This window comes from Acidisphaera sp. S103 (assembly GCF_009765975.1).
Taxonomy (GTDB): domain Bacteria; phylum Pseudomonadota; class Alphaproteobacteria; order Acetobacterales; family Acetobacteraceae; genus Rhodopila.
Window position 1 is genome coordinate 26152 of the sequence record NZ_LMUJ01000020.1, and the last position, 15067, is coordinate 41218.

General features: G+C 64.4%; 12 protein-coding genes. 3 read left to right on the plus strand and 9 right to left on the minus strand.

Features of this window, described 5'->3' with window-relative positions; translation table 11 throughout:
- Positions 1-286 precede the first annotated feature (286 nt).
- Both GSQ89_RS01960 and GSQ89_RS01965 read left to right on the plus strand, forming a co-directional pair.
- Complete coding sequence (locus GSQ89_RS01960) at positions 287-2350, plus strand: tetratricopeptide repeat-containing sulfotransferase family protein (protein ID WP_158921479.1); 2064 nt, start codon at positions 287-289, stop codon at positions 2348-2350.
- A gap of 26 nt (positions 2351-2376) precedes the next feature.
- The gene (locus GSQ89_RS01965) at positions 2377-3756 is read left to right on the plus strand and encodes a tetratricopeptide repeat protein (protein ID WP_158921481.1); all 1380 of its coding nucleotides are present in this window, start codon (positions 2377-2379) and stop codon (positions 3754-3756) included.
- A 13-nt stretch (positions 3757-3769) separates the two neighbouring features.
- On the opposite strand, the gene GSQ89_RS01970 is transcribed toward GSQ89_RS01965, so the two are convergent.
- From GSQ89_RS01970 to GSQ89_RS02005, 8 genes are all read right to left on the minus strand, one after another.
- Positions 3770-4396, minus strand: coding sequence for a LysE family translocator (locus GSQ89_RS01970; RefSeq protein ID WP_158921483.1), 627 nt, complete (start codon positions 4394-4396; stop codon positions 3770-3772).
- Positions 4397-4833: 437 nt separating this feature from the next.
- The gene (locus GSQ89_RS01975) at positions 4834-5661 is read right to left on the minus strand and encodes a PEP-CTERM sorting domain-containing protein (protein WP_158921485.1); all 828 of its coding nucleotides are present in this window, start codon (positions 5659-5661) and stop codon (positions 4834-4836) included.
- Between the two features lie 159 nt (positions 5662-5820).
- Positions 5821-6684, minus strand: a complete 864-nt coding sequence (locus GSQ89_RS01980) for a sterol desaturase family protein (protein ID WP_216855968.1) — start codon at positions 6682-6684, stop codon at positions 5821-5823.
- A 192-nt stretch (positions 6685-6876) separates the two neighbouring features.
- On the minus strand, positions 6877-7605 hold the full coding sequence (locus GSQ89_RS01985; protein ID WP_158921487.1) for a PEP-CTERM sorting domain-containing protein: 729 nt from the start codon (positions 7603-7605) through the stop codon (positions 6877-6879).
- 475 nt (positions 7606-8080) lie between these two features.
- Entirely contained in the window at positions 8081-9283 is a 1203-nt protein-coding gene (locus GSQ89_RS01990) for an LLM class flavin-dependent oxidoreductase (protein ID WP_158921489.1), read from the minus strand.
- 152 nt (positions 9284-9435) lie between these two features.
- Entirely contained in the window at positions 9436-10011 is a 576-nt protein-coding gene (locus GSQ89_RS01995; protein ID WP_158921491.1) for a hypothetical protein, read from the minus strand.
- Between the two features lie 29 nt (positions 10012-10040).
- Positions 10041-10553 (minus strand): acyltransferase, encoded by a 513-nt coding sequence (locus tag GSQ89_RS02000; protein ID WP_158921493.1) that lies wholly within the window; start codon positions 10551-10553, stop codon positions 10041-10043.
- 802 nt (positions 10554-11355) lie between these two features.
- Positions 11356-12264: an LLM class flavin-dependent oxidoreductase gene (locus tag GSQ89_RS02005; protein ID WP_158921495.1), complete on the minus strand. Its 909-nt coding sequence runs from the start codon at positions 12262-12264 to the stop codon at positions 11356-11358.
- Between the two features lie 190 nt (positions 12265-12454).
- On the opposite strand from GSQ89_RS02005, the gene GSQ89_RS02010 reads away from it, so the two are divergent.
- Positions 12455-13741, plus strand: coding sequence for an MFS transporter (locus GSQ89_RS02010; RefSeq protein WP_216855969.1), 1287 nt, complete (start codon positions 12455-12457; stop codon positions 13739-13741).
- A gap of 4 nt (positions 13742-13745) precedes the next feature.
- Here the strand turns inward: GSQ89_RS02010 and GSQ89_RS02015 are convergent, their stop codons facing one another.
- Complete coding sequence (locus GSQ89_RS02015) at positions 13746-14906, minus strand: pyridoxal phosphate-dependent aminotransferase (protein ID WP_158921499.1); 1161 nt, start codon at positions 14904-14906, stop codon at positions 13746-13748.
- Positions 14907-15067 lie beyond the last annotated feature (161 nt).

Here is a 15067-nt window from a genome sequence, read left to right on the forward strand (position 1 = left end):
GCAGCGACGTCCGGGTCAGTTGGTCCAGCACCTTATTGGGGCGGATGGCCCGGACTTCGCCGGGCCATGACGAATTAACTGAGGCCGGGCCATGGCGAATCGCGGGTCATGACGAATCAAGAGACGCCGGGCCATGACGAATGGACTGACGCCGGGACGAATCAAAAGGCTGCTTCAACGGCGGTTATTACTGGTCTTTCCCCCTGTCAAAGACATCGCGAATCCGGTCGTGAATATTGAACATGCACGATTGCGATTTCGCTGCGGGCGGGATAATCGCGGTGCCATGTTCCAGCAAGCACTCGCATTGCATCGTCAGGGCCGGCTCGAGGACGCGGCCGGTCTGTATATGGCCCTGTTGGTGGCCGAACCGGCGCATGTCGATGGGCTGGTTCATTTCGGTGTGCTGCGGCTGGGCCAGGGTCGGCCGGCCGAGGCCGAGGTGCTGTTGCGCCGAGCGGCGGCGGTGGCGGAGACGGCCGAGGTGCATGGGAATTTGGCGGCGGCGCTGCAGGCCATGGGGCGGCATGAGGAGGCGGTCGGTCACTATCGGCGGGCCGTCGCGCTGCGGCCGGACATGGTGGACGGGCATTTCGGGCTGGCGGCGTGTTTGCAGGCGCTGGGGCAGCGTGAGGCGGCGATTGGCTGCTACGAAGTGATTTTGGCGGCCGAACCGGGGCATGCGGAGGCTCAGTTTGGTCTGGCGACGCTGTTCGCCGAGCTGGGCCGGCCGGACGAGGCGATTGCCTGTTATCGTGCGGCACTGGCGGCGGATGCGGATTTCGCCGAAGCGAGCCATGGGCTGGGCGTGATGCTGGCGGGGAAAGGCGGGTCCGAGGAGGCGATCGGCTGTTTCCAGCAGGCGTTGGATGTCGATCCCGATTACGTCGATTCCCGGTTGCAGCTTGGCCGGGCACTGCAGCAGTTGGAGCGGGACGACGAAGCGATGGCGGCGTATCGTGTGGTGCTGCAGGCCGAACCCGACCGCACGGTGGCACATTACGGGTTGGCGACGATCCTGTGCCGCCAGCACCGGGAGGAAGAGGCAATCGGGCATTTCCAGGCCGCTCTGGTTCGGGAGCCTGATGATGTGCTCGCCATGGTGGGCATGGCCGGCGCCCTGGTGGGGATGAGCCGGCATGCCGAGGCGATCGCGCTGTGCCGCCAGGCGATCGTGGTCCAGCCGGATTTCGCCCCGGCGATGAGTGTGCTGGGCCTCGCGTTGGCGGAAATGGGCGACATGGGGGCGGCGGTGGTGGAGTGCCGCCGGGCGGTGGCGCTGGCGCCGCACCATCCGGAGCCTTGCTTCAACCTGGCTCAACTGACGAAGGTGCGACGTGGGGACGCGGTGATCGACGCGCTGGAAGCGATGTTGCCACGCGCGGCCGCGCTGTCGGTCCGCGAGCAGTGCCTGCTGCATTTTGCCCTGGGCAAGGCGTACGACGATATCGGTGAGGCGGATCGAGGCTTTGCTCATCTGCTGGAGGGCAATGCAGTCAAGCGCCGTCATATCAAGTATAACGAGTCCTACGCGCTGAGCGGGATGGACCGTATCCGAACCGTTTTCACCGCCGAACTGATGGAGGCGCGGCGGGGCCTCGGCGATATGTCCACCCAACCGGTGTTCATTGTCGGGATGCCGCGTTCCGGCAGCACGCTGGTCGAGCAGGTGCTGGCGAGCCACGCGTCGGTGTTTGGTGCGGGTGAGCGGCTGGAATTGCCGCGGGCGGTGGACCAGTTGGCGCGGCATGGCGCGCTGCCGTTCCCGGAAACGGTCTGGACCATTGCCGAAACGGAGCTGCGGCGGATGGGGGCCGGCTATGTCGCCTCGCTGCGGGCGTTGGGTCCGGATGCGATGCGTATCACCGACAAGATGCTGGCGAATTTTCATTTCGTTGGCCTTATCCACCTTATACTGCCGCAGGCCAGGATTATTCATGTCATCCGCGATCCGGTGGATAATTGCCTTTCGTGCTTCTCCAAGTTGTTTTCTTTTGAACAGAGATTTACTTACGATCTTGGCGAATTGGGGCGGTTCCATTGCGCGTATCAGCGGCTGATGGCGCATTGGCGGGCGGTCGTGCCGGCACATGTGCTGCTGGAGGTGCATTACGAGCGGCTGGTGGCCGATCTGGGGACCGAGGCACGCCGTATCGTGGCCCATTGCGGGTTGCCGTGGGATGATGCCTGCCTGGCGTTCCACGAGACGGCCCGGCCGGTGCATACGGCGAGCGTGGCGCAGGTGCGGCAGCCGATCTACCGGGGCTCGGTCGGTCGCTGGCGGCCTGACGCGGCGTTGCTGCGGCCTTTGCTGGAGGGGTTGGGCGTGGACGGCGTCCAGGCGGCGTAGGCGTGGCTCGCAAACCGAGCGGGCCGATGACGCAAACCGTGCCGGCGGCCGTTCAACCGGTGTTTGCCGCCGCCCTGCACTATCACCAGGCCGGGCGGCTGGACATTGCCGAACGGATGTTCCGGCAAGTGCTGGCGAGCCAGCCCCGCCATGCCGACAGCCTGCATCTGCTGGGGGTGATCGCCTACCAGACCGGACGCCGCGATCTGGCCATGGAGCTGATCGGCAAGGCGATCGCGATCAACCCGCGGGAAGCCTCATCCCGTTCCAACCTGGGCAACCTGTTGCTGGAACAGGGACGGCTGGAGGAGGCAGTTGCCAGCTATCGTAAAGCCATCGCGCTCCGGCCGGGGTTTTCGGAGGCGGCGAACAATTTGGGCAACGCGCTGAAGGCACTCGGGCGGCTGGATGAGGCGGTTGGCAGCTATCGCCTGGCGCTGGAACCGCGGCCGGACGATGCGGAGGTGCATTACAACCTGGCGATGGCGCTGCTGGCGCGCGGCGACATGGCGGCGGGGTGGGCGGAGCATGAATGGCGCTGGAAGACGCGGCAGTTGAGCCGGGGCTATCGGGGGTTTGCGCAGCCGCAGTGGTTCGGTGAGGCGGCGGACGGACGGACGCTGCTGATCCATGCGGAACAGGGGTTCGGCGACACGATCCAATTCTGCCGCTATGCGCCGCTGGCGGCGGCTATGGGGTGGCGGGTGGTCCTGGAGGTGCCTCGGCCGTTGGTTCGGCTGCTGGGGGGTCTGCCGGGGGTTGAACGGGTGGTGGCGTTCGGTGAGGCCCTGCCGGACTTCGACCTGCAGTGCCCGATGCTGAGCCTGCCGCTGGCGTTGGGCACCACGCTGGCGACCATTCCCGGCGATGGGCCTTACCTGCAGGCCGACGCGGGACAGTGCTCGGCCTGGCGGGTGCGCCTCGATGCGCTGGACCGCCCGGGTCCGCGGGTCGGATTGGTGTGGGCGGGCAATCCGCGGGCGCATTTGCCGGGCACGGCGGCGATCGGCCGGCAGCGGTCCATCGCGCCGGAGCGGTTGGCACCTCTGCTGGCATTGCCGAACCTGCATTTCGTCAGTTTGCAGAAGGATGGCGTGGCGCCGCCCGCGGATGCCTCGCTGACCGATTTCATGGGTGAAGTGGGAGACTTCGCGGACACGGCGGCGCTGATCGGCTGCCTCGATCTGGTTGTCTCGATCGATACGTCGGTTGCCCATCTGGCGGGGGCACTGGGCAAGCCCGTCTGGCTGCTGACCTGTTTCGATCCGTGCTGGCGGTGGCTCACCGAACGGCGTGACAGCCCCTGGTATCCGGGGATGCGGCTGTATCGTCAGCCGAGGCCGGGCGATTGGGAGGCCGTGGTGGCGGCGGTTGGACGGGATCTGCTCGGTCTTGGGGTGGTGTGATGGGCGGCGGTTTCTATCCTGCCGCACGCCTCCATCCGAACGCGAATATTCCTGCCCCGATCAGCAGAGAGCCACCTGTCCTGTTCACAACGCGCTGCACGCGCGGTTGCCTCAGCCGCTGCCGGGCCGCTGACGCTAAGAGCGCAAAGCCGAGTGAGTTCAGCGTCGCCATGGTGACGAAGGTGCTCACCAAAACCGCCACCTGTGGCAAGAAAGCGCGCGAGGCATCCAGGAACTGCGGAACGAACGCGACGAAGAAGATGATGCCCTTGGGATTTAGAGCCGTCACAGCGTAAGCATGGGCAAACATCCGGAGCGGACCTGCGCTAGGTGCAGCTTCGAACCCAGCCGAACCTACTGGCGCGCGCCACAGCTTGATGCCCAGATAGATGAGGTAGGCGCCGCCAAGCCAGCGCAGCCCCGTGAACACCAAAGCCGAGGTCGCGAGCACGGCTCCCAGGCCCAGCATGGAAGCAGTCATTGCAGTGAGGTCGCCGAGCGCCACCCCGGCTACGATCGCGGCAGCTGGCTTTCTACCGTGGCCGAGCGCGTAGGAAATGACGAGCAGCACTGTGGGGCCAGGAATGGCCAGCAGCACAGCAGAGGCAGCAACGAAGGCGAGCCAATGGTCGAGGGGCATGGTCGGTTCCTGTGATCTGGCGCGACCCATCCACAGCTTTTCTGACGGCGCAAGCGGGGCAGCGGAACGCGCAAGAGAGACCAGGCTTGACGTTGTGACTATCCCGTCAGGCATCGTCCCCGTCGGGTCGAATCCGGCGGTCGTGCGTCGTTGACCATCTATTGCGCGTCCGTCTCATCGAATTTGCGCTGTGTCTCAACGATTGTGCGTCAGACAGGCAATTCGTGTACGGCGTCGCTAGAGCGTTTTGTTTGATCGTATGATTCACGCGCTCTGGACGTTCCGCCCAGCGCGATCATGCTCTAAAAGTAATGGGGGCGTCGGCAACGCCATCGCGGGTCGGGCAGGCACCCAGGCCAACCACTCATTTTCAACGACGCGGGCTACTCATGCGCTTTCAGGCCCGGACGTGCCGGGCCCGTTAAGCGACAAGGTTATCAGGCCTTGGTGTCGCGCTTCCCGCGCCGGCGCCGCACGACTCCGCCGAGGCCCACCAGTCCGACGCCGAACAGCGACAGGCTGACAGGCTCCGGCAGCGCCGGCGAGTTCACGCCGGCGAGGAACACGGTCGGCGGCTCGTTCTCGGTGCTGCCGCCGTCACCCCAGGCCAGGAAGCTCAGGACGTCGGTCGCGGCGTCGGCGGTCAGCGACAGCGTGACCAATTGCCAGGGGCTGGTGCCTTGCGAGGGGGTGTTCATCAGCGTCGACGCCACAACAGTCGCGTTCGGGTCGGTGTTGGCATACGTGCCTGTGCCTGTGCCCCCCGAACCTTTAACAGTGACGGTCAGTGGTGAGGTGCCCAACGAGACGATCCACTGTTCGGTGGTGGCGCCGCTAAATGATTGTTGCTGGCCGGCCGCTTGCCAGAAGCTCAACGTATAGGTCTCTCCAGGGACCAGTCCCGTAATGTTCTGGTCGAACGTGCTTTCGAATGATGGATTGCCGTCCGCCTGGACGAAGTTCCCGCCGGGCGGGGGATTCGCGAACGGACCATACACCGGATAGGAATTTTGGCCACCACCTTGGACGGTCGCCGTGCCGGGCGCATCGATAAAGACGAGGTCGTCACTGATGACCGGTCCGCGATACCAGCCGGACGGATCGACCGTCGAAAAGTAATTCTTGGGTGCGGGGCCGCTGTAGTCGGTAAAGGTCAGATTGGTTACCGAAAGGAACGTATCCGCCTGAGCCGAACCAACCACGCCCAGTGTCAAACCGATAGCCGTGGAACCGAGCGCGATAGCCTTGAGCGACAACGGACGCATAGAACACCTCATCTTCCTGATACCCTTGGCGCAGTTTTAGCAATCTGCGTGCCAACTATTTTATGGAACAATGTCAAAGGTATATATCGCTCAAAATTAGATACCATGCTGTAACTGTAAGATTTTCCGACAGGGGTGTGCGCCGGCGCGGCTTTCGTTCTATTGCCGGTTCGCAGCGGCCGGCGCGGGCACATCGGCGTCCGCGGGCTGCTGCAGCGGGTGCAACAATTGTCCGGCCAGGGATCGGGGCAGCTTGTCCTCGATACCGTAGGCTGACGGCCATTGGTTGCGGGGCACATAGTAGGTCCCGAAAATCCGGTCCATCCAAGGCAGCATGGACGCATAGTTGCGATCGCGATGATCGGCCAGGGTGTGATGCCAGTGGTGGAAAGCGGGCGTGGAGATGATCCATCCCAGCGGCCCCAACCGCCAACGCAGATTCGAATGGATGAAGAAACCCCACATCGTGGCGACCAGCACGATAAACACGGGGACCAGGCTGCCGGTTGGGGTCAGCGGGCTGGCCACACCCAGGATGTAGGCCGGGATCAGGCCGCACAGCTTGATGAACACGTTGTCGATCGGGTGGGCGCGGGAACTGATCAGGAAGTACACGTGCTCCGGCGCATGATGGATCGAATGAAAGCGCCACAGAAACGGAATCTCGTGTGCCCAGCGATGGCCCCAGTAGAAACCGATCTCACCCACGACCAGTCCGACGAGGATTCGTTGCCATAACGGCCAAGCGGCGACGGCGGCCTGAAAACGGTATGGCACGAAGTGGTGGACGCCGACCGCGACCAGGGCAAGAGGTGTGGCGAGCAGCAGGCCCGGCACCAGGCTGTTCAAGAAATAATAGCCGATGTCCTGGCCCAGGCCCTTGCGAAAGAATTTTCGCGGATGCAGCGCGAACAGCCACTCAAGCGGCAGGAAAATCACGGCGAGAAGCAAGAGCCAGGCGGACGCGTGTGCCAGGTTCAGCAGGAACGACCGAAGATGGTGCGAGTCCAAAAACGCAGGCAAAGATGTTGTCCCGGCCAGTGGGTATAATCCGACGGAAGGGACCGCCGGATTATCTCTATCAGCATCGATTTGGTGGGCCAAGTCACCCAACGCCTGAGAACCAGGTGTTGGGTGACTTGGCCCACTAGCAGGCGAAACGGTGTCTCCGGTCTTCGGGGCCGAATGTGCCGGGCACGAAGACCGGACGCATGATCACACCGCGGTCTTGCGCTTGGCGCGCCGGCGCTGAACGACCCGGCCGAGGCCGAGGAGGCCGACACCGACAAGCGACAGAGAAGCCGGTTCCGGCACCGCCGGGGTGTTGACGCCGGCGAGGAACACGGTCGGCGGCTCATTGGCGGTGCTGCCGCCGTTGCCCCAGGCGAGGAACGTCAAGATATCGGTGGCGGCGGTTGCCGTCAGTGTCATTGTCACCAAATTCCAGGCGCTGCTGCCCTCCGACGGGGTGTTCATCAGCGTCGAATCAACTTCCGCATCCGTGGAGGAGGCCGTGCAGTTGCCGCCGCCGCAATCGACATTGACCTTGCCACTGGTGCCGAAAAAGACCTTCCATTGCTCGGTCGTTGCGCCGGAGAACCCTTGCTGCTGGCCGGCGGCCTGCCAGAAGCTCAGCGTATACTGCTCGCCGGGGGTGAGGCCGGTAATCGTTTGCTCAAACGTGCTTTCGTACTTTGGATTGCCGTCCGCCTGCACGAAGTTCCCGCCGGGCGGGGGATTCGCGAAGGGACCGTAGACCCCATAGACGGTATCATCAGTGGCGGTACCGGGCGCGTCGATAAAGACGAGGTCCCCACTTCCCGCGGGCTGCCCGCGGAACCAGTCGGCCGGGTTGACGGAGGAGAATAAAGCCTTGGGTGGCGTGCTGGGCGTGTTCACATCCGTGAAGGTGAGATTCGACACCGGAAGGAACGGATCCGCCATCGCCGGCCCCGCCAGGCCAAATGCCAAACCGATAGCGGTGGAGCCGAGCGCCCCGGCCTTGAACGATAACACACGCATAGTACACCCCGATCTTGCTGGTATCCTTGCGTTGCCGGTAGCAATCCGCGTGCCAAAAACAATAAATTAGTTATTTCAGGGGTGTAGATGGGTCGGCCTTGGATGACACGCCGAGGTTGTAAGATTTTCCGACAGGTGCATGCGGCGCCGCGGTCTTCGTTGCGTTCCGGGGTTTGGTTTTGGTGGGGGGTCGGTGCCGATCCGGACCGGTTCGTCACCGTTGCGGATGGCCCGGACTGACGCCGGGCCGTGACGGAAAGTGATGGCCGGGCCATGACGGGAGGTGATGGCCGGGTCATGACGGGAGGTGATGGCCCGGCCGTGACGGGAGGTGGTGGCCAGGCCGTGATGGCCCGGCTGTGATGGGACAGGAGGCGCCGGTTTGTTGCGGCTGCAGTTACGAAACCTCGGTCTTGCCGGTGTACAGCCGCGCCCGGATGTGGTCCGGCACGTCCTGGCCCGCATCGACGAAAGCCTTGCGGAACGCGCCCATCGAGGGGCCGAAGATGCCGGCGCGGTTTTCGCTGCACCACTCGCGGGAGCCGATGGTGGTGTCCAGGCTGCCCTGGAAGCGGGGCATGACCCAGCGGGCGAACAGTTCGTAGCTGCGCAGGGTTTGCTCGCGGTTGGCCCATTCGTGGGAGCGGAACAAGACGGCCCCTGCCCCGCCGCCGGTGAAACCGAGCAGACGCTGAATTCCGGCGATGATCGTTTCGGGGGAGCCTACGAGGGTGGAGCCGGCGGCGAGGCCCTCGGCCAGGGGATTTTCGCTGCGCATCGGGGGGCGGCCCAGGGTTTCGCTGAAGTAGCTGAGGGTCTCGACGCGTTCGCCGCGGCGGACTTCCTCCATGGCCAGTTCGTCGGTCTCGGCGCAGTGCATGTTGATGACCAGGCGCCAGTTATCGCGGTCCAGGGTCTTGCCGTATTTGGCGGCCTCGGTTTCGCCCATCTGCCAGTATTTGGCGAGGTTGGCGGACCCGCCGGGCAGGCCGGCGCCCAGGGACAGCAGGCCGACGCCGTGCTTGCCGGCGGCCAGCACGCCCGATGGGGTGGTGGCGCTGGCGACGGCGATGGGGAAGCCGCCCTTGGTATAGGGCTTCAGGTGCAGGCGGGCGTCTCGCAGTTGGAACCAGTCGGTCTTCATGGTGACCGGTTCCTTGCAGGCGAGCAGCGCCATGATCGCGGTGAGGGATTCGTCCATCATGGTGCGCTGCTTCTCGGCCTCGATGCCCATCATGTAGGCGTCGGACACCAGTGCGCCGGGGCCACAGCCCAGCATCGCCCGGCCTTTGGTCATGTGGTCGAGCTGGACGAAGCGTTGGGCGACCAGGAGGGGATGGTGGTACGGCAGGCTGGTGACGCCGGAGCCGAGCATGATGTGGCGGGTTTTCTCGGCGGCGACACCGATGAAGATCTCGGGGGAGGCGATGATTTCCCAGCCGGCGGAGTGGTGCTCGCCGATCCAGGCTTCATCGTAGCCGAGGTGGTCGAGCCACTGGATCAGTTCCATGTCGCGGCCGAGCGCGAGGGTGGGGTTGTCGCCGACGCGGTGGAACGGGGCGAGGAAGATGCCGAAACGCAGGCCCTCATGCGTTGCCATGCGGGTGTCCTTTCAAGTGTGGTGCTGACGGTGGCCTGGGGTGGGGGGTGTGGTCAAGGCGGGCGTTGGGACGGATGGGGGTTCGTTCAATTCCCAGGCGGCATCAGAGCGTCGAAGATCCGCATATACCGGGCCATGTTTTCAACCGCCCGTCAGCATTTCCTGTCCTGCGGCCTGACCCAACCGGTCGTATTGGTCCAGGCTTCCTCCGTTCGGTCGACATAGTTCGTTCTAAACCGTAGAAATGGCCGTTCCACAAAGCGATAAGACAGCCAAGCCACCGGTAATACGGCGACGAATGCCGCAACCGCGACCGCCTCGGCGACTTCCCACGTCGCCATGGCGGGAAGGTAGGAATTGGCAATCTCGGCCAACGTGAAGACGACAAAAGTATGCAGCAGGTAGATCGAGAACGAGGCCGCGCCGATAGCCTCGACAAAGCGCCAGTACCACCGGCGGCTGAATACGAAACCGTCATAGTAGGCGATAAGGAACGAGAAAAATCCGGCCTCGATCAAGGGAATGAATATCCAGACCGCGCGGGCTCCCTGGGTCGCGTAAAATCCCCCCATGCGGACGAACCATTGGTAAAAGCTGAAGAACGCCACGGTCGCAATGCCCATCCAGAGGTGCCGTCCGCGCAAAAACCCGCGGAACTCCCAGGCGGCGATACCCAGCACGAACTGATCGATGCGGCCAACGATGGTCCAATAGGCGAAATATGCCACATCTCCCCCAGCTTCATAGATCAGGCACCTCACCGCGAAACCGGCGGCCAGGAAGCCGAACAGCGATGGTGGCCAGCGCGCTTGAGTGGAATGATAATCCAGAGCAGGAGATAGAAATGGACCTCCACCGCGATGGACCATGCGCCGTTCGGCCAGAGTATCGGTTCGACGAATCCAACTGCCAAGGCCCGCGCATAGTGTCCAAGGGCGCCGGGGTCATCGTGGGCAACAAGCGCTCCGGTAAGCAAAAATACGGTGATGAGCAGTGGGGCCAGGCGGACGAAACGATTCCAGTAGAACCCACGCCAGATGATCCGTTTGCCGTCGAGGATCTTGGCGAAAAGGTAGCCGCTTAAACACATGAACAGCGCTACGCCGCAATGCCCTTCGTTGAAGGGAGCCAGAAAAGGCGTGAAACTCTGTCCAAAGGGTGCCGGGTGGCCATGGAACCCATGCGAAAAATGCCATCCGAAGACGAGAAATGCAGCCAGGGCGCGTAGGTGGTCGAGGCCGGGGTAGTACTGGCCCGAGGAAGAGCGCACGACTGGGCTTCAAGGCGTCGGGGTCAATGGCGTCGCCGCGAAAAGCGCAACAGCGGCGGATGCGCAAACGGCGGAGACAAAAACGCGGCAGGCGTGTACTACCCTAGACATGATGGTTCTCCACCGCGGTCAAATTCGGGCTCACCATGGTTACGAGCCGGTTATGATAGCGCCCGTCGCCCGGATTGGGACGCCATCATAACTCTTATAGGAGCATCACCTTGATTTAGCCAGCCGGCCGGAGACAGATCGCGGGGCAATAAGAGGCAAGACCGAGGGATCGAGTCGATATTGGCATGAGCCAATTCGGGGGCCGTTCGGATTGTGTTAGGCTTCGTGCATAAACAAATGCTTCGATGTTGGCACTGTCGCCCAGTCCCGTCATCGCAGGCGTAGGCCTGCCATCCACGCCTTTTCCGAGACCTACACAGCAAGGCGTGGATGGCGGGCCTTCGCCCGCCATGACGATGAGAGGCCGGCGGCGTTCGCCGGACAATTCGCTTATTTCCCGGCGAGCCCTTATAGTCCGTCGGCGGGCGATTTCCAGGCCATTCAAAATGACTTACATGCTTTCACTATTGTATAAACAATTCCGGGACGTAAACAAACAGCGGCTCGGTCAGATCCGATTTGAAAGAATCGATGGGCAAAACTCACCCTCAAGCACGAGAGGAGCCGTGAAATAAGCTCCGGCATGGTTCGGCACGGCGATCACCTGCCTGGTGTTCTCCGCCTTGGAGATCGCCACGTCACTGTGCCTCTCGCGATGACCATTTCGTCCAGGGCTGATCGGCGGCCGGCTTCAATCGAACGCGGCGAAGATCTCCTCCAGCGCCTTCAGTTGATTGCCGGCGGCCGACGACGGGACGACGACCAGGTCGCGGACGCCGGCGTCGCGCCAGGCTTCCACGCCCTCGCGGACTTTCGATGCAGGACCGAACAGGGTGTTGTCGGCGAGCCATTTGTCGGAGAAGTAGGTGGGAACGTCGGTGTTGCGACCCTCGGCGATGGCGGTTTCGATGGCCTGCATTTCTTCCTGGTAGCCGGCTTCCTTCCAGTAGTTCCGGTAGTTGGGCAGGAAGGCGTAGCTGGTCAGGGTGCGGCGGTTGACCGCCTTGGCGGCTTCCACATCGTCGCTGATGCAGGTGGGGATCATGTTGCCGATGAAGAAGTTGGGATCGTTTCGCTTGCCGGTCGGCAGGGCGGCCAGGGACGTTGCCATGTGGGAACGGGAGGCGTTGGCGAACACGACGCCCTCGGCGATTTCGCCGGCCAGCGCGACCATCTTCTTGCGCAGGGCGGCGATGACGATCGGTGGCAGGGGACCGAGACCGTCCTGGGCACGGAATTTCTCCACGAAGGTGCGGATGTCGCCCAGCGGCTTGCCGGGGGTGACGCCCATGCGGACGTGCGACGGGCCGTGCGCCACGCCGATGCCCAGGCGGAAGCGGCCGCCGGAGATTTCGTGCATCACAGCGGCACTTTGGGCGAAATCGCCGATGGTGCGCTGGTAGATCGGTGCGATGGCGGTGCCGAACGGCAGCGTCGTGGTGTTCCAGGCGAGCGCCTCGCACAGCGACATGTTGCCGAACATGCTGGGGCTGTAGATGCCGGCGAAACCACGGCGCTCAATCTCCTGCGCGATTTCGATGGTGCGGCGGCGGCGGCCGGGGACGGCGACGAGGCTGAGGGATGGCAGGATTTGGGGCATGGGGGTTCCTCGGGGTCGATCTTGGCCGGGGGGCCTTTGGTGTTGCCGTCGTTACGGTCGATTGCTTGAGCGTATACCACTGATCCGGTGTCTGGCCATTCCCGGCCATCCCTGCGGCGTGGGCCGTCCGGGTGGACAACCTTCGTGTTTTCGACACAGCGTGGCGAAACACGAATCGGGAGGGATGAGGATGCCGACAGGCAGCGTGACGCCTATCATGGACGAACAGGACGTTTCGCCGGCGCGCGCTTTCTGGGCGGCGTGGAGCGGCTGGATGCTCGATGGTTTCGATGGCGGTCTGTACATCTTCGTGCTGGTGCCGGCTTTGATCGAACTGTTGCACAGCGGCGGCCTGGAGCCAACGAAGGGCAATATCGCGCAGTACGGCGGGTATTTGTTCTCGATCTTCATGCTGGGCTGGGCGTGCTCGATGTTCTGGGGCTGGTTGGCGGACCGGATCGGCCGGGTGCGGGTGATGTGCCTGACGATCCTGGTCTACTCGGTTGCGACGGCGCTGTGCGGCTTGGCGTGGAGCCTGATGTCGTTTGCCGTGTTCCGGTTCCTGGCCGGGTTCGGGGTTGGCGGCGAATGGGCGGCCGGCACGCCGATGCTGCAGGAATCGGTGCCGGAACGGATGCGCATCCGGCTGGCGAGCTGGCTGCACACGGCGACGCCGATCGGCGGCCTGCTGGCGGTCGGTGCGTCCTTCCTGGTGCCGGTCATCGGCTGGCGCGGGGTGTTCCTGCTGGGTGTGCTGCCGGCACTGCTGACGGTGTGGCTGCGGCGGAACGTTCCGGAGTCGCGGGCGTGGCGGATGAAGGGCGTGCGGTCGGCGGCAGGCAGCGTGGCCCCTATGTTCCGCGGCCCTCAGGCTCGGACCACATGGGCGGCGGCCGGCATGATGGCGTGCATCATCTTCGGGCTGTGGTCGTGCACGTTCTGGGCGCCGACCCTGATCATCAGCCGGCTGACCGCGGCGGGAACGCCGATGGCGGCGGCACAACGGATGGCGTCCTACAGCGGGCTGATGATGAATGGCGGCACGCTGTTGGCATGTGGGCTGATGCCGTGGATCGCGGTGGCATTGGGGCCGCGCCGGCGGGCGGCGGCGGTGTTCTTCATCGGCTCACTGGTGTCGGTCGTGGCCGCGTATCTCGTCGCGGCGATGTGGATGAACAGCGTGACGCTGTTCATCTGGCTGCTGCCGCCGCTGGGGTTTTTCACCAACGGGGTGTTCGCGCTGTTCACGCTGTGGCTGCCGGAGTTGTTCCCGACGGCGCAACGCTCGTTTGGGGCGGGATTCGCGTTCAGTCTTGGTCGGGTGCTTGGGGCGGTGGGCCCGACGCTGGTTGGGGCGCTGGTGGTGCTGACCGGGTCCTATCCGACGGCGATTACGGCTGTGTCGCTGATTTACCTGCTGGGCCTGCCGATGATCGCGATGGCGCCGGAAACCGTGGGGAAGCCGCTGCCGGCGTGACCGGTCAGCGCCACGCCTTCAGGCGTTCGGCAGCTTCGCGCATGTCGTCCTCCGGCCCGCAATAGCTGAAGCGGACGAAGCGGTTGCCGCGGGTGCGGTCGAAGTCGACACCGGGACTGACGGCGACGCCGGCTTCGCGCAGCATGCCGGCGCAGAAGGCGGCGCTGTCGTTGGAGCGGTCGCTGATGTCGGCGAACAGGTAGAACGCGCCCTCGGCGGGGGACAGGCGGGTGAAGCCGGCGGCCGGGAGTGCGGTCAGCAGGTGGTCGCGGGACCGGCGGTAGCGGGCGATGTTGGCCTGGAGTTCGTCGTGGCAGTCAAAGGCGGCCTCGGCAACGACCTGGGCGATATAGGGGGCGCTGATGAACAGGTTCTGCGCCAGGCATTCCACCGGGCGGGCGAGGTCGGGCGGCAGGACCAGCCAGCCGATGCGCCAGCCGGTCATGCAGAAGTATTTGGAAAAACTGTTCACCACGATGGCGCTGTCGCTGAACTGAGCGGCGGAGGCGACCGGACTGTCGTAGTTCAGGCCGTGGTAGATCTCGTCGCTGATCAGGCGGACGCCGTTGCGGTCGCACCAGGTGGCGATGGCGGCCAGTTCGTCGGCGTGCAGCATGGTGCCGGCGGGGTTGCAGGGGCTGGCGACAATCAGGCCGTCCGGGCGCGGGTCCAGTTGCTCCAGCATTGCCACGGTGGGCTGGAAGCGGGTTTCCATGGTGGCTTCCATGATGACCGGGATCATGCCCAGGGCGGTCAGGATATTGACGTAGGGCGGATAGAACGGCGCGGCCATGGCGATGCGGTCGCCAGGATCGAAGGCGGCGAGGAAGGCCAGCGGGAATGCGCCGGAGGCGCCGACGGTCACGGCGATGCGCTCGATCGGCAGGGTTAGGTCATACCAATTCGCGGCGTGGGCGGCGATGCGGTGGCGGAGGGAGTGGAGGCCGAACGCCTCGGTATAGCCAAGCGGATTTCCGGAACGGAGCGCGGCCTGGGCGGCGGCGACAGCACCGGCGGGGGCTCCGGTACCGGGTTGGCCGACCTCCATGCGGATGATGTGGGGGGCGTTCGGGGGAAGCGCCGCCTGGCGGGCGTTGGCGGCGGCGATCACGTCCATCACGAGGAACGGTGGGGCGGCGGCGCCTTTGCCGATTTTCAGGGTCATTCGGTTATTCCTGCGCTTGCTGAAGCGGCACCGAGCGGTTGCGGATGGCCCGGACTTCGCCGGGCCATGACGGAAGTGGGCGGGCGTGGCGGTTGTTGGGTGGGCGTGATGGGGTTGGCTGGCCGTGATGGGGTTGGGCGGGCGGCCATTAATCCCGCCAG

Coding starts and splice junctions, on each gene's coding strand:
- GSQ89_RS01960 (WP_158921479.1), top strand. CDS start 287: ATGTTCCAGCAAGCACTCGCATTGCATCGTCAGGGCCGGCTCGAGGAC.
- GSQ89_RS01965 (WP_158921481.1), top strand. CDS start 2,377: ATGACGCAAACCGTGCCGGCGGCCGTTCAACCGGTGTTTGCCGCCGCC.
- GSQ89_RS01970 (WP_158921483.1), bottom strand. CDS start 4,396: ATGCCCCTCGACCATTGGCTCGCCTTCGTTGCTGCCTCTGCTGTGCTG.
- GSQ89_RS01975 (WP_158921485.1), bottom strand. CDS start 5,661: ATGCGTCCGTTGTCGCTCAAGGCTATCGCGCTCGGTTCCACGGCTATC.
- GSQ89_RS01985 (WP_158921487.1), bottom strand. CDS start 7,605: ATGGCGGATCCGTTCCTTCCGGTGTCGAATCTCACCTTCACGGATGTG.
- GSQ89_RS01990 (WP_158921489.1), bottom strand. CDS start 9,283: ATGGCAACGCATGAGGGCCTGCGTTTCGGCATCTTCCTCGCCCCGTTC.
- GSQ89_RS02005 (WP_158921495.1), bottom strand. CDS start 12,264: ATGCCCCAAATCCTGCCATCCCTCAGCCTCGTCGCCGTCCCCGGCCGC.
- GSQ89_RS02010 (WP_216855969.1), top strand. CDS start 12,455: ATGCCGACAGGCAGCGTGACGCCTATCATGGACGAACAGGACGTTTCG.
- GSQ89_RS02015 (WP_158921499.1), bottom strand. CDS start 14,906: ATGACCCTGAAAATCGGCAAAGGCGCCGCCGCCCCACCGTTCCTCGTG.